This is a genomic window from Nocardia sputi, from assembly GCF_023501985.1.
Window position 1 is genome coordinate 20,602 of the sequence record NZ_JAMFLC010000010.1, and the last position, 17,808, is coordinate 38,409.

The 17,808-nt window shown below is 70.0% G+C and carries 14 protein-coding genes; 5 read left to right on the forward strand and 9 right to left on the reverse strand.

Annotated features, from left to right (window positions below):
* Positions 1 to 7 precede the first annotated feature (7 nt).
* Complete coding sequence (locus M8859_RS15785; protein ID WP_249644461.1) at positions 8 to 1,192, reverse strand: acyltransferase family protein; 1,185 nt, start codon at positions 1,190 to 1,192, stop codon at positions 8 to 10.
* Positions 1,193 to 1,394: 202 nt separating this feature from the next.
* Between M8859_RS15785 and pgfA the strand changes: the two genes are divergently transcribed.
* Positions 1,395 to 2,555, forward strand: a complete 1,161-nt coding sequence (gene pgfA, locus M8859_RS15790) for a cell envelope lipid trafficking protein PgfA (RefSeq protein ID WP_159923231.1) — start codon at positions 1,395 to 1,397, stop codon at positions 2,553 to 2,555.
* Between the two features lie 327 nt (positions 2,556 to 2,882).
* Here the strand turns inward: pgfA and M8859_RS15795 are convergent, their stop codons facing one another.
* A complete protein-coding gene (locus tag M8859_RS15795; RefSeq protein ID WP_195139216.1) occupies positions 2,883 to 4,127 on the reverse strand; it encodes a polysaccharide biosynthesis protein in 1,245 nt (414 codons plus the stop codon).
* Between the two features lie 185 nt (positions 4,128 to 4,312).
* Between M8859_RS15795 and M8859_RS15800 the strand changes: the two genes are divergently transcribed.
* On the forward strand, positions 4,313 to 6,385 hold the full coding sequence (locus M8859_RS15800; protein WP_249644462.1) for an MmpA family trehalose lipid delivery protein: 2,073 nt from the start codon (positions 4,313 to 4,315) through the stop codon (positions 6,383 to 6,385).
* Positions 6,386 to 6,475: 90 nt separating this feature from the next.
* Here the strand turns inward: M8859_RS15800 and M8859_RS15805 are convergent, their stop codons facing one another.
* A complete protein-coding gene (locus M8859_RS15805; RefSeq protein WP_159923235.1) occupies positions 6,476 to 7,648 on the reverse strand; it encodes a glycosyltransferase family 4 protein in 1,173 nt (390 codons plus the stop codon).
* A 116-nt stretch (positions 7,649 to 7,764) separates the two neighbouring features.
* Between M8859_RS15805 and M8859_RS15810 the strand changes: the two genes are divergently transcribed.
* On the forward strand, positions 7,765 to 8,550 hold the full coding sequence (locus M8859_RS15810) for a class I SAM-dependent methyltransferase (protein WP_159923237.1): 786 nt from the start codon (positions 7,765 to 7,767) through the stop codon (positions 8,548 to 8,550).
* Here the strand turns inward: M8859_RS15810 and M8859_RS15815 are convergent.
* A complete protein-coding gene (locus tag M8859_RS15815) occupies positions 8,547 to 8,858 on the reverse strand; it encodes a hypothetical protein (protein ID WP_159923239.1) in 312 nt (103 codons plus the stop codon). The genes M8859_RS15810 and M8859_RS15815 overlap by 4 nt on opposite strands.
* Before the next feature lie 209 nt (positions 8,859 to 9,067).
* On the opposite strand from M8859_RS15815, the gene M8859_RS15820 reads away from it, so the two are divergent.
* Positions 9,068 to 10,513 carry an aldehyde dehydrogenase gene (locus M8859_RS15820; RefSeq protein WP_159923241.1) on the forward strand — a complete coding sequence of 482 codons (1,446 nt, stop codon included), beginning with the start codon at positions 9,068 to 9,070 and terminating at the stop codon, positions 10,511 to 10,513.
* On the opposite strand, the gene M8859_RS15825 is transcribed toward M8859_RS15820, so the two are convergent.
* On the reverse strand, positions 10,514 to 10,717 hold the full coding sequence (locus M8859_RS15825) for a hypothetical protein (RefSeq protein ID WP_159923243.1): 204 nt from the start codon (positions 10,715 to 10,717) through the stop codon (positions 10,514 to 10,516).
* Positions 10,718 to 11,063: 346 nt separating this feature from the next.
* Positions 11,064 to 12,014, reverse strand: a complete 951-nt coding sequence (locus M8859_RS15830) for a GlxA family transcriptional regulator (protein WP_195069729.1) — start codon at positions 12,012 to 12,014, stop codon at positions 11,064 to 11,066.
* A gap of 114 nt (positions 12,015 to 12,128) precedes the next feature.
* Between M8859_RS15830 and M8859_RS15835 the strand changes: the two genes are divergently transcribed.
* Positions 12,129 to 12,884 carry an HD domain-containing protein gene (locus tag M8859_RS15835; protein WP_159923247.1) on the forward strand — a complete coding sequence of 252 codons (756 nt, stop codon included), beginning with the start codon at positions 12,129 to 12,131 and terminating at the stop codon, positions 12,882 to 12,884.
* Positions 12,885 to 12,997: 113 nt separating this feature from the next.
* Here M8859_RS15835 and M8859_RS15840 read toward each other — a convergent pair whose 3' ends face one another.
* From M8859_RS15840 to M8859_RS15850, 3 genes are all read right to left on the reverse strand, one after another.
* On the reverse strand, positions 12,998 to 14,830 hold the full coding sequence (locus tag M8859_RS15840) for a phosphoenolpyruvate carboxykinase (GTP) (RefSeq protein WP_159923249.1): 1,833 nt from the start codon (positions 14,828 to 14,830) through the stop codon (positions 12,998 to 13,000).
* 218 nt (positions 14,831 to 15,048) lie between these two features.
* Positions 15,049 to 16,677 (reverse strand): hypothetical protein, encoded by a 1,629-nt coding sequence (locus M8859_RS15845; protein WP_249644463.1) that lies wholly within the window; start codon positions 16,675 to 16,677, stop codon positions 15,049 to 15,051.
* Entirely contained in the window at positions 16,664 to 17,797 is a 1,134-nt protein-coding gene (locus M8859_RS15850; RefSeq protein ID WP_159923251.1) for a GTPase Era family protein, read from the reverse strand. The genes M8859_RS15845 and M8859_RS15850 overlap by 14 nt, the downstream gene beginning before the upstream one ends.
* Between the last annotated feature and the right edge of the window lie 11 nt (positions 17,798 to 17,808).

Sequence of the window (17,808 nt, forward strand, 5' to 3'; positions counted from 1 at the left end):
GCGAGGATCAGGGCGCGGGCTCGGGTTCCGCGGTTCGCCGGACCCGGTCCCGGCTGCGGACCCAGCGCCGCACCGGCTCCTCCACCAGCGCGTAACTGGCCGCGGCGACCGGAAGGGTGATGGCGACCGTGAGCACCAGGACGTAACCGAAGTCGCCTTGGAAGGGCAGGATGCCGAACACCGGGAACACGATCGACAGCACCGCGAGGTGCCAGATGAAGATGCCGTAGGACCAGCGCCCGAGCGCAGCGGCCACCGGCGACTCCAGCCAGCGGTGCCCGCGCGCCGCCGGATCCCGCAACACCAATGGCGCGAGCAAGGCGAACCCGATGACCGCGCCGAGTCCCATCTTCACCACGTACTGCCAAGGCTCGGCCCGAGTGAGCCCGGCGGGACCGGCCACATCGGTTGCCGCGAGCAGAAAGGCGGCCGTCGCGACCGTCCACATCAGGGGCTGATTCGCCCCGATTTTCCACCAGCGTGATAGCCGAACGCTATGTTCGGCGAGCTCCGCCAGGAGCATGCCCGCGGCGAACCAGGGCAGATAGCCGGGCAGCCAGTTGTCCGCGTGGATCGCGTCCGGAGTCGGCACCGGAACGAAGTTCCAGCCGAGGCTGACGACGGCCACGGCGAGCAGCACCGGCACCCGCAGGCGCGCCGCTGACCCGCGCAGGCGCACCAGCGCGAACGCCAGCACGGGCAGCACCAAGTAGAAGGCCACCTCCACCGACAGACTCCACATCTGCGTGAGACCGTCGGTCAGCGTCAAGGGCACGTAGATCTGCAGCAGCGCCAGGTTCGACACCCACACCCGCATGCCCGCGGTCCCGGCGGCGCTGGGCAGCAACACCAGGACCGCGCACACCACCACCCAGTAGGCGGGCAGGATGCGTGCGGCACGATGCCGCAGGTAGTAGCCGACGGGCGGCGCGGAGTCGAGTCCGCGCGCGGCCGCGGCGTGCGGCCGCCAGAGCAGGAACCCCGACAGCGCGAAGAACACCGCCACCGCCATGTCGAACCGTCCCCACACCCGGCCGACGACCGGCGTGCCGGATTCTCCGGTCTGGAAGGCGACGTGGGTCAGCAGCACGCCGAGCGCGGCCATCCCGCGCATGCCTTCCAGCGCGGGCACGAACGCGCGCGGGCGCACCCGTTCTCCGGCGGGCGTGGGGGTGGGCAGGGTCGCTGTCATCGGCTCCAGTCTGCCTTGCGAATCCACAGTTGATAACCCGACGTTTCAGATTTCGCGTTAGACTCGGGCGATTTCTCGGCCGTTTCCGGCCTCGACGCGGCATAGTACGACATCGGACTGTTAGTGTCGGGGCTCACGAGTGCCGCGGCCTGCCCGCAGTGCTCGCCGGAGCGACCTGTGTTCTACGACGAGGAGAGTTTGCATGGCACTGAGTGCCGGTACCAGAAGGACGGTGGCCTGCCTGCTCGTGGGTCTCGGCGCGTTGCTGATCGTCGCCGCAATCATGATCCCGACCTACACCGTCGACAAACTGGCGAAGACTCCCCTCGATCTGGAGATCACCACGATCGCGACGAATCAGCAGGGGGAGGACAGCCTCGTGCTCGACTCCAAGTCGCTGACCGCGCCGGAGGGCTCGGCCAAGGTCGATACCAACGTCCCGCTGGTCTCGCAGCGCTTCCTCACCGTCGAGGAGCCCGCCGACGCCCAGCAGATGACCGTGCAGGCGGGCCAGACGCTGCGGCGCATCGACAAGCAGGGCGACACCGGACTGCTGACCGCGACCATCGACCGGGTCACCATCGACCGCGTAACCGGCATGCCGGTCGACACGGACCCGAACGGCTCCATCGCGGTGACGACGAACCCCCAGGGCGAGAGCATCGCCGAGCCGGTGCAGCACACAGGTCTGCAGTACCGGTTCCCGATCGGCACCGAGAAGAAGAGCTACCCGTACTTCGACCTCAACACGCGTAAGACCTACGACGTGAACTTCATGGGCGAGACCGAGGTCAACAACACGAAGGTCTACCACTTCCAGATGTCGGTGCCCGCCACCAGCCTCTGGGACGTCGTGCAGGCGCCGACCAACCGGCTGAGCCTGCCCGCTGCCAAGTGGGGCGTCGAGGGCGGCGAGGCCCCGGTGACCATGACGCGCTACTACACCAACACCCGTGACCTGTGGGTCGAGCCGGAGACCGGCACTGTGGTCAAGGGCGGCGAGGCACTGCACCTGTACTACTCGCGCACCGCGGACAAGCCCGAGGTCACCGCGCTGAAGTCGCACCTGGTGTTCGACGAGAACACGATCGAGTCGCAGATCTCGGTGGCCAAGGAGAACATCGACAAGCTGTCGCTGTACGGCCGCGTCATGCCGATCGTCCTCGGCGTCCTCGGCGTGATCGCGCTGATCGCCGGTGTGGTTCTCGGTCTGCGCGGCGGCTCGGCTGCGCGGCCTGTACGGGCGGGCGGCGCCCCTGGCCAGCGTCCGAGCGGCGCGGCTTCATCCGGTCCCGCTCCGCGTGGTAACCGTGGCGCCGACGATGCGCCGACCGAGCAGATCCGGATCAACAAACAACCCTGATCCGGCTGACCGCCTCTGAATTCGGCTCCCCCGCCCTGCGGCTGGGGAGCCGAACTCGTTTCGGTGTCCGCGCGCTTCGGCGACACGAGCGTGCCTCGATTGATCGGCAGCATCGCGCCCGCACGCCGGGACGTGAGGCGGCCGAAGCCCGCTCGGTATCTCGCCCTCGGGGTGGGATGGACACCCCCAACTCACTCGGCCCGGTGGCGAAACAGGCAGCCAACCGTCGTGGCGTCCTCCTTCGGGCATCACCAGACGGGGCGGAAGAATGCGCGGGCAGCGCCGTGATCGTCCGCGCTCGAAATGTCGACCGCGAACGATCTCCGGTCAGCCGACCGGGCGCAGCGGCTCCGGACGTGTGGTGTGATCGGCCGCGCGCAGGACGATGACGGCGACCACGAGGGTGGTGGTGGCCGCGACCGATACGGCCGTGATGATCAGCGCCGGTGTCGAGCGGGCCAGCGTGAGCATCAACGTGACTTCGACGACCAGGCCCAGCCAGGTGACCAGCGCGAGCGAAGTGCGGTCGACGGCGATGGCCGACAGCACCGCGCCTTGCAGCACGGCCAGCAGCGCGCCGTGCAGCGCGAACACCCACAGCAGATCCTGGATCGGGGCGTAGTCCTCGCCCGCCAGCAGCGGAGCGAGCGGCGCGGCGAGCACGGCGCCGAGCACCGCGATCAAGCCGATCCCGCTGAGCACCGCGAGCGCCGCCCGGATAGCGCCCGCCGAGTGCGTCGGCTGCGCCATCCGCGGATAGAGCACGACACCGACCGCTTGCGGCAACCAGAAGGCGATCTTGGTGGCGATGGTGCCGAGCGCGTAGCGGCTGGCGTCCACGTCGTCGAGCACCATCCGGACCACGATCAGGTCCGCCGACGACAGCGCCATCAGCGCCGCCTGCACCTGGGCGGCCCGCAGCACCGGCAACACGCCCGGGGCGGCGGCGACCGCGTCGGCTCTGACTCCGCCGGGGACGCGCGCGGACGCCACACCGGCGACGATCCTGGCGAGCAGAGCCGCCGCGGCGACCCCGCAGGCCGCCGCCCACAGCGCGAGCGTCGCGCCGCCGCCCAGCGCGAGGACGACCAGGGCGGGCGAAACCCGGGCGATCCCGGCGGCGCCGAGCACCATGCCCAAGGCGCGAAACCGCCTGCCGCCTTGCAGCACTCCCTGCTCGCCGGACAACAGCACCAGCGCAGGCGCCGCACCCAGCGCGGCCGCGGTGGCGGCCACCCCGACGTTCAACGCGACGGCGACCAGCGGCACCAGCACCGCGGCCACCGCGGCCACGATCACCGCGCACCGCCACTGGAGCCCCCGCAGCGCCGCCATTCCCGCCCCGCGCACGAGTTCCCGGGCGACCACGTTCTGCAACGCCAGCGCGGGCACCGCACACAGCAGCTGCACCGCGAGCAGACTCGCGAATTCGCTGTATCCGGTGACCCCGAGCCACCGCCCGGCCAGCAGCTGCAGCAGATACCCGGCGACGTTGGCGGTCATCGCACCCGCCGTCACCCACGTCAGATCCGCCACCACAGGAAACCGATGGACAGCAGACACGCCGCCCATCGTCCCACCCGCACACCCGGTCCCGCGTCCCGCCCCGCCGGACCACGCGACCTGCTCGCGGCGGACGCGACAGTTTCGGAGCGCGGTTCGGGCGCTCGCACACGGCAGGGCCGGTAGCGCCAACGGCACGGCCCGTGCGCGCTCGGCCCTGCGGCGGCGGTGATGGGGACGTACAGTGCTCAGGCGTGAGCGGGAGCGGTCGGGATCGAGCGGTGGCTGCGGTGTACAGCGCGGCCGGGGCTCTGCTCGTGACCGGGCCGTTGGCCGCGCCGGGGTATCTGCTGTTGCGCGACGCGGTGAGCACGCCGCGCAGCTATCCGACCGACTCGGCGCTCGGTCTCGGCGACGCGGCGCCGCGGGCGGTGCCGCAGGACGCGCTGCTCGCCGTGCTGTCGGCGTTCGTCGACGGTGGGGTGCTGGTGAAGGCGATCCTGATCGTCGCCCTGTGGGCCGCGGCGTACGGGGCGGCGACGCTCGCTCGCGTACTGCTGCGCGCGTCGCTCGGGCCGCAACTGGTCGCCGCGACGGTGGCGCTGTGGAACCCGTACGTGGCCGAGCGCCTGCTACAGGGGCATTGGAGCCTGCTGGCCGGTTATGCCGCTCTGCCGTGGACAGCCCTGGCCGCCTACCGCCTCCGATCGACGGCCACCGCGAAGAAACGCGAGGGATTTCTGTCGCATCCACCGGCCCAGCCCGAGAACGACCTGGTAGCAGACGGCCCACCGCATGAAGCCGAGCACGTCGACAAAGCCCCGATCTCGGATACGACCGAGACCAGCGGGCAGACCGATGAAGCCCAACCGGTGGACGCACCGACAACCGGTTCGTCCGAACGCCTCGGCGCGGCCACAGCAGCCGACTCGACGGCACGTTCCCGCAACGGCGCGCGATCCGACGCGGCGCGCAGAGACCGGAGGAAAGGGCCCATCGAGGCGGCGCAGCGCGGGAGTGCGCGAACGGCGACCGCCTGGGCGGCCCTGGCCGGATTCCTCGCCGCCGCGGGGCTCACACCGACCGGTGCGCTGTTGGCGGGCGCGACCGCGTTCGCCCTGGTCCATCGACGCCAACTGCCCGCTACGTTCGTCCTGTGGCTGGCCGGCTCGGCGCCATGGCTCGCCGCGACGGTGCTGTCGGGCGCGGGCAGTGAGCCGTCCGATCCCGCGGGCATCGCGGCCTTCGCCGCTCGTGCCGAACCCGGCCTCGGCACGCTCGGCAGCCTGGCCGGCCTCGGCGGGATCTGGAACTCCGAAGCGGTACCGGATTCGCGCGCCACGCCGCTGGCCACGATCGCGACGCTGCTGTTGCTGGTGATCGTCGCGCTGGGCGTGCGCTCCGTCGCCACGGGCGGCGCCGACCCGGACCACCGCCATGTCCGCCGCGCGCTGCTCCTGCTCGCGGCGGTCGCGGTCCTGTTTCCCGCGCTCGGCGCGACGGCGTGGGGAATGCACGCACTGGAGTGGCTGGTCACCCACGTGCCCGGCGCGGGACTGCTGCGGGACTCCCAGAAGTACGTGGCCCTCGCCATGCCCGCCTATGCCTTGTGCGCGGCGGCGGGATGCGCGGTGGCGGCCCGGCGCCTTTCGTCCGCACAGCGGTTCACGACAACAGATCGGCCTGCGGCGGCGCCTCCGGCCGTGACATCCACGGTCGCGGCGGTATTCGTCGTCCTTCTCGTGTTGCCGTTCTACGACCTCGCGTGGGGCGTCGGCGGCGCCGTGCGGGCGGTGCACTATCCCGCCGGTTGGCAGCAGGTCGCCGAACGTATGGACGGCCCCGGCGACGTCGCGGTGCTGCCGGGCGGGATGTTCCGCAAGTTCCGCTACAGCGGCCCGGCGCCCGTGCTCGACCCGGCGCCGCGCATGTTGCCCAACGACGTCCTGCAGACCGGTGAGCTTCCGGTGCGCGGGCGTACGGTGTCCGGCGAAGGTTCTCGCGCGCGAGAAGCGGAAACACGTCTGCTCCACGGCGCCTCGGCTGCGGACTTGGCCGGCCTCGGAGTCGGCTGGGTCCTCGTCGAACGGACCACCCCCGGGCCGCTCGGCGCATCGGCGACGACCCTCGCCCAACTGGAGCGGATCTACGAGGACGCCGACCTGGCGCTGTATCGCGTGCCCGGTGTCATCGAGCGCGGTGGATCGACGACCGCGCAACGCTCCGTCACCGCCGCCGCCCATATGCTGTGGGCCGCGCTACTCGTCGCGGGCCCGCTGGTCGCTCTGGGTACGCGCGCCCGATCCCGCGCCAGAACGCAGCGCTAGGACCGACCCGCACGCGACTGCCCGAGCAACGGCGCCCCGTGAGCACCGGCCTCCGCGACGAACACACCCGCGCTTCTCGGCGCGCTGGGTTCAGTCGACCGTCCGGGGCGCGATCAATCCGGTGACATGCTCGCCGCGGGCAGCGGCGACCAGGACCTCGTACACGCCCTTTCCGGTTTGCTCCCATGAGAATTCGCGAGCGCGGGCGCGGGCCTTCTCACCCATGACGGTGCGCGCTCCCGGATCGTCCAGCAGATCGCCGACGGCGTCGGCCAACTGGGCGACGTCGTCGACCAGGATGCCGGTGGCGCCGTCGACGATGGAATCGGTGAGCCCGCGCGAACTCCGGTATCCGACCGTCGGCACACCGTGCTGAGCGGCTTCGATCACCGCCAGGCCCCACCCTTCCTTCCGGGAAGGCAGCACGTGCACCCAGGCGCGGGCGAGCAGTTCGTGCTTGCGGCGCTCGTCCACGTGCCCGTGGAAGGTGACGGCGTCGGCGATGCCGAGTTCACGGGCGTTGTCGCGCAGGTTGTCCGCCCACCAGCCGCCGCCGATCACGTCGAGACGCAGACCGGGAATACGGTCACGCAGCCGGGCCACGGCCGCGAGCGCGTCCTCGATCTGCTTGTGCGGCACCAGCCGGGACAACACCACGACAGTGGGTGCGGCAGTGCGGGTTTCCGCGGCGCCCGTCGGCGCGTCGATTGGAACCGGTTCGGCTCCGTTGCGGACCACCGCGATTCGCGCACGGTCCACACCGAGCGTGGCGAGTTCTTCCGCCGAGGGCAGCGAAACGGTCAGGTATTGGTTGCGCCGGTGCACGCGGGGCGACAGCCGCGACTCGATCCACCAGCCGATGCGACCGACCACCCGGCCCGCCACCGGCCACTGCTCGCGGTGTCCGTGGTGCACCAGCACCACCGACGGGGCCGTGGTGGCGGCGGCTGCGAAGAAGGGGATGCCGTTCTGGGTGTCGATCACCGCGTCGGGCCGCACGCCGCGCAACGAGCCGAGGCCGATTCTGGCGAGCAGGAGCGCGGCGAGCGCCCGCGGGTACACCGTGTAGCGTCCCCCCGCCCGGCTGATGTCGATGCCGTCGACACGTTCCCGCCGCGGCGCCCCGGGGTAGCGGGCGGTGCGCAGGGTGACTTTGACCCCGCGTGCCGCGAGCTGCGCGCCGACCTGCTCGAGGTACCGCTCGCTGCCGCCGCCCTGCGGGTGCCCGGTGTCACGCCAGCAGAGCAGGAGGACTTCGCGCACGGTGGAGCTTCTCTCGGTCAGTAGGTCCCGGTTGGGAACGTCGGATGTCGCGCTACACCCTAACCCGAGCACCCGCCCGAGAGGCCCACCATCGGGGTTGTGCGAGACTCGGCGCCGTGCTCAAAGCCGAAAAAACGCCGACGCGCGGCAGCTCGCCCCGGTTCGCCCGCCGGGCGACCCTGCGCCGGTCGCTGCGGCTGCTCGGTAGTTTCCGGTTCGAGCAGACCGACCCGGCGCTGTTCTACGGAGGTCTGGCGGCCGACACCGCGGCGATGATCGCCGACTTCTACGCCGACCTCACCGGCCGGTCGCTGGACGGCGCGACGATCCTCGACGTGGGCGGCGGACCGGGTTACTTCGCCGACGAGTTCGCCCACACGGGGGCCCGCTACATACCGGTGGAACCCGACCCGTCGGAGATGCACGCCGCCGGGCTCTCGGTGGCGGGCGCGGTGCGCGGGTCCGGGATGGCGCTGCCGTTCCGCGACGACGCGCTCGACATCTGTCTCTCGTCGAACGTCGCCGAGCACGTCTCGAAGCCGTGGGTGATGGCCGAGGAGATGGTGCGGGTGACCAGGCCCGGCGGGTTGATCGTGCTCTCCTACACGGTGTGGCACGGCCCGTTCGGCGGGCACGAGACCGGGCCGTGGCACTACCTCGGTGGCGAGTACGCCGCGCGCCGCTACCGGCGCAAGCACGGACGCGAACCCAAGAACAGGTTCGGCAGGTCGCTGTTCGCGGTGCGGGCCGCGGACGGATTGCGCTGGGCAGCAGGCACTCCGGCCGAGGTGCACACCGTCTTTCCGCGCTACCACCCCCGCTGGGCGTGGTGGTTGGTCCGGGTACCCATGATGCGAGAGTTACTTGTGAGCAATCTGGTCGTTGTGGCAACTAAAAGTTAGCCGAGGTAAGGCTCCAGCCATCCTCGACGCCAGTGCCGCTTCCCGCACGGCGCGTGCACGGGCTCGCTCCACGGCGATTCCCGCATAGCCAACCCGACGGTCTCGAGCGTGGTCAGACCGACCATGTCGGCCAGCATCCCGACGGCGGCGACCGCCTCGGCTGCCTGCATAGCCGCGGTCGCCTGCTCGATCGTCAGGGTGCGGCCGGGTAGGAAGGAGACCACCCACCCACCGCTGCCGACACACTTAGCCTGATGCTCGGTTTGATCACTGGTCATCAGCGACCGGCCGATCACTTGCACCGCCATGACTCGGACTCCCCAGTTTGCGGTAACGGTTCGGTAATGGAGCAAGCCGATATGTCGCTACAGCATCCCCTTTCCAGCAACAGAACGCAATAGTGCGTTCTGCGAAAAGCGAACCGAGAGGTCGGGATTCACACCGGTCAGGGCCTCGCGATCGGCCAAAATTAGAACAGGTTACAGACAGAAGAGGGGCAAAACTGTAACGTGTTCTCATGCATTACGACAGCTTGTTCATCGGCGGCCGCTGGACCGCTCCAGCCACCGCCGAGCGCGTCCAGGTCATCTCGCCGGTCACGGTCGAGCCGGTGGGCAGCGTGCCCGCGGTGAGCCGGGCCGATGTGGACGCCGCGGTCGCCGCGGCCAGGCACGCCTTCGACCACGGCCCCTGGCCTGCCACGCCGCCGAAGGAGCGCGCCGCGGTGCTCACCCGCGTGGCCCGGCTGATCGAACAGCGCTCCGCCGATCTGCTCGCCGCGCTGACCGCCGAGGTCGGCGCACCGCAGATGATCGCGATGACGCTGAATCAGATCCCGGCGGTCGCCGCATTGGACGCCTACGCGGCTTTGGCCGAGTCCTTCCCCTGGCAGGAGACCCGGGTCGGCGGGTTCGGCACCACACGGGTCACCCGCGAGCCGCGCGGCGTCGTCGCGGCGGTCACCGCCTGGAACGTTCCACTGTTCCTCGCGGCCAACAAGCTCGCCCCTGCCCTGCTGGCCGGTTGCACCGTCGTACTGAAGCCGTCCCCGCTGACGCCGATCACGGCCAATATGCTCGCCGACATCTGCACCGAGGCCGGGCTGCCCGAAGGCGTGCTCTCGGTGCTGCCCGCCGAGCCCGACGCGGCCGAGTACCTCGTCTCCCATCCCGGTGTGGACAAGGTGACCTTCACCGGGAGCACCGCGGTCGGCCGCAAGATCGGCGCGATCGCCACCGGTCAGCTCAAGAGTGTCTCGCTCGAACTCGGTGGCAAGTCGGCGGCGATCCTGCTGCCGGACATGGACGTCGCGACAGGCATCCCGATGCTCGCGTTCTCCGGCCTGATGAACAGCGGTCAGGGCTGTGTCGCGCAGACCCGCATCCTCGTTCCGCGCAGCCGGTACGACGAAATACTCGACGCGCTGGTCGGACACGTGAAGACGATGAAGGTGGGCGACCCCAGCGATCCGAGCGTGCAACTGGGTCCGCTGATCTCCGAGCGACAGCGGGACCGGGTCGAGGGTTACATCGCCAAGGGAAAGGCGGAGGGCGCACGACTGGTGCTCGGGGGCGGCCGCCCGGAGGGCTTGGACCGCGGCTGGTTCATCGAGCCGACGATCTTCGCGGACGTGGACAACAAGTCGACCATCGCCCAGGAGGAGATCTTCGGGCCGGTGCTGTCGGTCATTCCGTACGAGACCGAGGACGAGGCCGTCGCCATCGCCAACGACTCGGTCTACGGCCTCGCCGGTTCGGTGTGGACGGCCGACGTCGAGCACGGCGCCGAGATCGCGGCGCGGGTGCGTACCGGCACCTACGCGATCAATTGGTATGCGTTCGACCCGACTTCGCCGTTCGGCGGCTACAAGGCCTCCGGGCTGGGACGCGAGAACGGCCCAGAGGGCTTGGATTCGTTCTGCGAGCAGAAGTCGCTGCTCATGCCACTCGGCTGGACCGGATGATCAGTCGGGTGGCATGACCACCCGCAGGAGTGGGGCGCGGTTGCCGTAACGCGGGGGTGGGGCGTCGACGATCTCGACGCGCCACCCGGGCGGCAACACCGCGCGCAGCCGCTCCGCGACCCGGCGCAGCGGCGTGCTCGCGGTCGCCGAATCGAATTCGGCAACCATTGGGGCAAGGGACGTCGCCGTCTCCAGATCGGCCATGCTCCAACCACCTCTCGCGCGTCGATCTCGCCGTACGCCGCGGGCACCGCGGGTCCGACGTCGGAAGGGAAGTCGTTCAGTCGATCAGTTAACCGTCAGTAATCCGACTGTGTGATGCGGAAGGAAGAACACGCCAAGCATAAGTTACAACTACACAAAATCTCTTACCAAGATCATTACCCCATTCCATGCACTGGTAAACCCGTCGATCCGTGGAAATTTCGGGAATCCGCGCGCGACGGCACGACGCGACATGACACCGGCCACCGGACACCAACTGGTCGGATCGTTCGAAACGGTTCCCCGATAACGGCATTCGCCGAATCGTTCGGTTGCGTCGCCGCGCTCACCTGGCCAGTGATCGGCGGTACGCGGCCGGCGTGGCACCCGTGGCCGCGCGTAGGTGCACCCGCAGTGCGGTGACACTGCCGAAACCGGACTTCGCCGCAACGACTTCCACCGGCAAACGCGTGGTTTCCAGCAGTTCCCGGGCCCGAGCGGTGCGCTGCGCGTCCAGCCACCGCCGCGGCGTCGTGCCCACTTCCGCCTTGAACCGGCGGATGAAAGTGCGCTCGCTCATCAACGCGTGCGCGGCCAGCGCCGAAACATCCACCGCCGCAGCGGGTTCGGCGATCGCCCAGGCCAGGGTGGCGGCGAGACCGCCGTCGACGGCTCGCACGCCCGGCCTGTCCGGAATGTACTGCGCCTGACCGCCCTCCCGGTGCGGAGCGGTGACGTTCCACCTGGCCAGCTCGGCCGCCGCGTGCGCGCCCAACTCCCTGCGGACCACGTGCAGGCACAGGTCCAAGCCCGCCGACAGCCCAGCCGACGTGAGTACGTCGCCGTCGTCGACATACAGCGCCGTCAGGTCCAGTTTCACCGCGGGATACAGCTGCGCGAACTCACCGCAGTAAGCCCAATGGGTGGTCGCGGGGCGTCCGTCCAGCAGACCCGCTTCGGCCAGGATGAACGCGCCGACGCAGATGCTCACCATGGTCGCGCCCTGTCTCGCGGCGTCGCGCAGTGCGTCCAGCGCCGCACGCGGCGTGGGCAGGGTGGGAATGCCGATCCCGGGCACGACGACGACGTCCGCCTCCGCGAGCGCCTCGAGCCCGTGCTCCACCCGCAATTCGAAGCCGTTGGGCGTCCACACCGGACCCGGGCGCAACCCGCAGGTCCGCATCTCGAACCCGGACGGCTCGCCGGTCTTACCGGGACCGTGCCGGAACGCCTGGACGGCACACGCCAGGTCGAATGCCATGACGCCGTCCAGCGCCAGCGCCACGACCTGCTTCATCGCCTACCAGTTTGGCACGAATCCGAGTATTACTGTCAATCCCGCCACTCGTCGTGGATGTTGACACAGGCTTGACTTCAGTGCACACCGAGTTCCGAGGAAAAGGAGGGCAAAGTGGCCGGACCGACGGGCCTCGATTGGGCATGGGCCACCCGCACCGGTGGCGCGTTGTCGACCGAACAACGACTCAGGCTGGCGGTCGCGACCGCCCGTTCGCTGCCCGCCATGGTGCCCAACCGGGTCCGGCTCGCGCTGGGCAGGCGGGGGCGACGCGGAAAGCTGGAGTTCGCCGGCCTACGGTTGCCCGACTCCAAGCTCGCCGTCGCGGCGGAGACGGAGGCGAGCGAGGCGCTTACTCCCCCCGTGCTCAATCACTCGCTGCGGACCTACTACTTCGGACGGGTCCTGGCCGATCTCGACGGCGCAGCCTATGACGACGAGCTGGTCTACGTCTCATGTCTGCTGCACGACCTGCAACTCGAACATCCCACGCCGGGACGCTGTTTCGCGGTGACGGGCGGCGAACGGGCTGCCGCCCTCGCGCTCGATGCGGGCGCAGCCCAGGAACGCGCCACCGCTATCGGCGCGGCCATCGCCGCCCACGTCACACCCGGGGTCGCCGACGATCTCAGCGACCCCGGCGGGTTCGTCTCCGCGGGAGCGTCGGCGGACGTGCTCGGAACACGGCTGGCGGAGCTGGACGGGGATTGGGTCGACGAACTGCTGCGGCGTCATCCGCGACTGGGCTTCAAGCGGCACGTGGTCGCGGCGTTCCGAGCGGAAGCGAAAGCTGTGCCGAAGGGTCGGATCCATTGGCTCAACAGCGCGGGCTTCCTGGCCATGATCCGCCTGGCGCCGTTCACCGAATAACGCTGCGACTGCGACCGATTGCCGGACGAGGCAGGCGAATCCTCTGTCGCGCAGAACAAATCGCCCGCACCATCCTGCCGGATGGTGCGGGCGATGCTACTTTGGGTGGAGTGTCAGCCCAGACGCTGCTTGAGCGCCTCGAACTCGTCGCGCACGCCGGAAGGCAGCTTGTCACCGACGAACTCGAACCACTCTTCGATCAGCGGGATCTCCCTACGCCATTCCCCGGCGTCCACGGAAAGCGCCTCATCGACATCCGCGGCGTCGACGTCCAGCCCGTCCAAGTCGAGATGCGCGGCGGTCGGCACGTTACCGATCGCGGTCGCCTCGGCATCGGCGGAACCCTCGATGCGGCCGATGATCCACTCGAGCACGCGGGAGTTCTCACCGAAGCCCGGCCACAGGAAGCGCCCGTCCTCGCCACGGCGGAACCAGTTGACGTAGAAGATCTTCGGGAGCTTGGCGGCGTCGGCGTTCTTGCCGACGTTGATCCAGTGCCCCAGGTAGTCGCCGACGTGGTAGCCCAGGAACGGCAGCATGGCCATCGGGTCGCGGCGCACGGTGCCGACCTTGCCCTCGGCGGCCGCGGTCTGCTCGGAGGACAGCGTCGCGCCCATGAACACGCCGTGCTGCCAGTCGAAGGACTCGGTGACCAGCGGGACGGTGGTCTTGCGGCGGCCACCGAAAAGGATCGCCGAGATCGGCACGCCCTGGGGGTCGTCCCACTCGGGCGCCAGGATCGGGCACTGCGCCATCGGCGTGCAGTAGCGGGAGTTGGGGTGAGCGGCCAGCGTCTCGGTCTCCCGCTGGTACCAGTCGTTGCCCTTCCAGTCGATCAGGTGATCGGGCTCGCCCTCCAAGCCCTCCCACCAGACGTCGTTGTTGTCGGTCAGCGCGACGTTGGTGTAGACGGTGTTGCCCGCCTCCAAAGTGGCCATGGCGTTCGGGTTCGAGCTGCGGTTGGTACCCGGCGCGACGCCGAAGAACCCGTACTCGGGGTTCACGGCATAGAGACGGCCGTCCTTGCCGAAGCGCATCCAGGCGATGTCGTCACCGAGGGTCTCCGCGCGCCAGCCCGGCACGGTCGGCTGGATCATGGCGAGGTTGGTCTTGCCGCAGGCGCTCGGGAACGCGGCGGCGATGTAGTACGCCTTGTTCTCGGGGGAGATCAGCTTGAGGATCAGCATGTGCTCGGCCAGCCAGCCCTCGTCGTGGGCCATCGCCGAGGCGATTCGCAGCGAGTAGCACTTCTTGCCCAGCAGCGCGTTGCCGCCGTAGCCGGAGCCGTAGCTCCAGATCTCGCGGTCCTCGGGGAAGTGGGTGATGTATTTGGTGTCGTTGCACGGCCACGGCACGTCGGCCTGGCCGTCGGCCAGCGGCGCGCCCACCGAGTGCAGCGCCTTCACGAACGGGCGGTCGGCGCCCAGCTTCTCCAGGGCGGCGGCGCCCATGCGGGTCATCACGCGCATCGACACCACGACGTACTCGGAGTCGGTGATCTCGACACCCAGCTTCGGATCCTCGGCGCCGAGCGGACCCATGCAGAACGGCACCACGTACATGGTGCGGCCCTTCATCGAGCCGCGGTAGAGCTCGGTCATCGTGGCACGCATCTGGGTCGGGTCGACCCAGTTGTTGGTCGGGCCGGCGTCGGCCTCGGACTTCGAACAGATGAATGTGCGGGATTCCACCCTGGCCACGTCGGAGGGGTCCGACAGGGCGAGGAAAGAGTTCGGCTTCTTCTTCTCGTCCAGCCGCTTGAACGTCCCCGCCGCGACGAGCTGGTCGGTCAGCCGCTCCCATTCCTCGTCGGAGCCGTCCGCCCACACCACTCGGTCCGGCTGGGTCAGTTCGGCGACTTCTTGTACCCAGGCGAGTAGTTCGCTGTGCTCGGTCGGCGCCTTGCCGTCGGATCCACGAAGACCAGGAATGGTCGCTGACGTCATGAAAACTCTCCTGAGATGGGCGACTACTCGCTGCTTCGCCGCCTGGCCCTAGGCCCATGACCAGCGCGAATGCACCGAGCGCCACCGTTGGCGGGAAGGCGCCCGCTCCGACCGGTCGAACGCGCACCCCAGGAGGGCGGCAGATCAGGACTTAGCGGACGCCCAAGTTCCTGAATAGAGGTTAACGCCATGTGACGACCGGTACGGTATCGGGTTCCTCACTGTGTACCCAATTGGTCGCTCGTTTCAACAGGCGAGATCCAGCGGTCGAGGATCCGGATGTCGCGCTCGCATGCGGCGAGTTGTCCCGGCTGCTCGGCCGCCAACCTGCGTAAATCGGCCTCCAGCCGGGCCACCCTGCGATCGGCCTCGATCATTCGCGCGGTGCTTGCTTGGACCACGTGATCGGCCAGAACGGTCTCGGCTTCCACGAGCGCGGTCGCCACCCGCTGCTCTAGCTGCGCTTTTACATTGACCAGCGCGTCGGCCACCCATTGCCGGATGTGCGCTCGATCCGCCAGCTGGCCGCGAGCCCGCATCACCCACGCCGCCGCACCGCCGCCGAGCAGCAAAGTCACCGGCACGGTCGCCACGTCGAGGGCGGGTACGAGCGAGAACGGAGCAACCAGCAAGCGACCCAGCCCGACACCCGCCGACGCGCCGAGCGCGATCATAAGGTGATCTTCGACACCCCGATGGCGCGGATCCGGATCGGGGCCCACCCGCGGGGCCGGGTCACGCCGTCGCGGCGGCACACCCGCGTCCGCGCTCTCGACCCGGGCGCCCAATTCGGCGATCCGCAGATCGATGACGTGGTCGAGTTCACCGGTCAGTTCGGTGACGGCGTGTTGCAGCCGAGCGGGGTAGCCGGCGAGGTCGGCCGGGCGCAGCCGATCCAGTTCGGCGCGGGCGGCGGTGTGCAGCGCCCGGATTCTCGCGCCGATTTCGGTCATCAGGTCCACCCGCGCCAGGTGCAGCTGCCCGCGCAGGGCGGACATCGCCGTGGCTCGTCCGCCGTCGCGGCCGGCCAGCAGCACAGCACGTTGCTCACGCAGCCGCGCCACTTCGGCGCCCGAGCGCAAGGCGGCCACTTGCTCGACCACCCGGTGGCGCGTGTCGGCCAAGACTCTTCCGATGACCGCGTCCGACCGGCCCCCACCGGCGGCCGCCGCCGCGGTGAGCTGCGCGTGCAGGGCGCCGAGACCGGAGCGATCGAGCAATCCCGCGTCGCCCGCGGTTCGCGCGGCGGCCGCGAGCCGCGCCGAGACCGGCACGATGTCCAAGTCCGCGGCGCCTCGCTCGGCGAGCAGCTCCAGGTCACGCGCGCGTACCGCCTGCCAGTCCCGGTAGGCGTGGATGCCGTTCATGGCCAGCAGCAGGCGAGTGCCGTTCGCACGCAACCGGTCGATCACCCCCAGCATGTCCGCGCCGATGGTGGTGCCCGCGTCGAGCAGGATCAAAATGATCGCCGGTACGGCGGGCGAGGTGGTCTCCACCGCCGCGTTCCCGTCGGCGAGCGGCTCGGACAGCGTGACGCGCGGTTCGAACCGGGCCAGTTCGGTGCGCAACAAGGTCGTGTTGACATCGGGAGGACCGATCACAGTGACAACGCCCGCCGCGCCGGACCCGCGCACCGCGCGCAGCAGCGCCATACCCTGGGGATTCCATCGCTCGACCACGGCCGCGAGCTCGGGCGATGCGGCGAGGGCGGTCACCGGGGCCGGGCGACCGGACTCGCCATCGGCGGGCGAATCTCGATCGGCCCCGTCGCGACCGGCGCCCGAGACCGGATCCGTCCCGGGACCTGTGGTCGCCGCCGACGATTCCGGTGGTTCAGAGACCGGCACTGCTCATCCGTTCCCATAGTCGGACGTACCCGTTGTGCACCCGCAACGCGGCGCGGCGCGCGGCGGGGGGCATGTCGCTGGTGACGACGGCGCGCCAGCGGGTCGCGCGGGCAAGCGCATCGTCGGCGTCCGACGGCGCGGGTGCCGGATACCCCGCCGCGAGGTGGGCCACCTCGGGTCCGGCCAGACCCGCGCAGAGTCCGAGCCAGAGGGCGTCGTCGCTGTAGAGATAGGACTCCAGGAGATCGCGCGCGCGGCCGCCCTCCTCCGGGACCGCGCGAGCGGCGAGGCGGGCCAGCTCGTCGAGCAGTTCACCGCCGCGCAACGCGGACACCTGCTCGTAGCGGCGGTGCAGCAGCCGGTGCAGCGCGTCGACGCCGCTGGCGGCGTGCAGAATCTGCAGCAGCGTCTGTGGAGCGAGGTCCGGATCGTGGCGCAGGGCGGCGCACGCGCAGGCCACGCCGTACAGGTCCCAGCGACGCAGCAGTTGCTCCCGCTCGGCGGCATCCGGTCCCGGCGCGACGAACAGTTCCGGCGAGAGGATCAGCGCGGGGTCGGCTTCGGCGGCGAGCTTGCGCAGCAGGTCCAGATCAGCGTCGGTCAGCACGCCGGCACGAGTGCGCACAGCCAGCGACGCGACCACCGGAACCACCGGAATCCGCAGTTGCGTGCCGTACTGCTCGGCCGCGGCCACCGCATCGCCCCAGCGGGAGCCGATCGCGTCCGCCTTGTTCAATACCGCGATGGTGCGCTGCGGCGGCAGCGTGGCCAGCACTCTGCGATCGGCGGGTGTCGGCGCCGCCGACAACACGTAGACGACGATGTCGGCGTCGAGTTCCGGATCGGGCGCCCCTGGCCGGTCCACCGGGTCGGTCTCCACCGCGGACATGAGCGCGAGCGCGTGCAGCACGGTGGTCCGCCCCGCGTGCGCGCGCCCGGTCACCTGGATGCGCGGCGGTTTGCGCCATGCGCTGACGGCCGCGGCGGCGGCATACCCGATCTGCGGGTCGCGCCCCGTCCCGAAGCGCAATTCGGCGAGCAGCTTGTCGAGCTGATCGTGATCGGACGTGGGAACGCCCCGCTCCCGCAGCGGCCCATCGGAATCAGTGGCTGTCGGCATGCTGCACACCC

Bases quoted from the DNA above. Each gene is read 5' to 3' on its own strand.
- M8859_RS15785 (WP_249644461.1), bottom strand. From the start codon at position 1,192: ATGACAGCGACCCTGCCCACCCCCACGCCCGCCGGAGAACGGGTGCGC.
- pgfA (WP_159923231.1), top strand. From the start codon at position 1,395: ATGGCACTGAGTGCCGGTACCAGAAGGACGGTGGCCTGCCTGCTCGTG.
- M8859_RS15795 (WP_195139216.1), bottom strand. From the start codon at position 4,127: ATGGGCGGCGTGTCTGCTGTCCATCGGTTTCCTGTGGTGGCGGATCTG.
- M8859_RS15815 (WP_159923239.1), bottom strand. From the start codon at position 8,858: ATGGCGGTGCAAGTGATCGGCCGGTCGCTGATGACCAGTGATCAAACC.
- M8859_RS15820 (WP_159923241.1), top strand. From the start codon at position 9,068: ATGCATTACGACAGCTTGTTCATCGGCGGCCGCTGGACCGCTCCAGCC.
- M8859_RS15825 (WP_159923243.1), bottom strand. From the start codon at position 10,717: ATGGCCGATCTGGAGACGGCGACGTCCCTTGCCCCAATGGTTGCCGAA.
- M8859_RS15830 (WP_195069729.1), bottom strand. From the start codon at position 12,014: ATGAAGCAGGTCGTGGCGCTGGCGCTGGACGGCGTCATGGCATTCGAC.
- M8859_RS15840 (WP_159923249.1), bottom strand. From the start codon at position 14,830: ATGACGTCAGCGACCATTCCTGGTCTTCGTGGATCCGACGGCAAGGCG.
- M8859_RS15850 (WP_159923251.1), bottom strand. From the start codon at position 17,797: ATGCCGACAGCCACTGATTCCGATGGGCCGCTGCGGGAGCGGGGCGTT.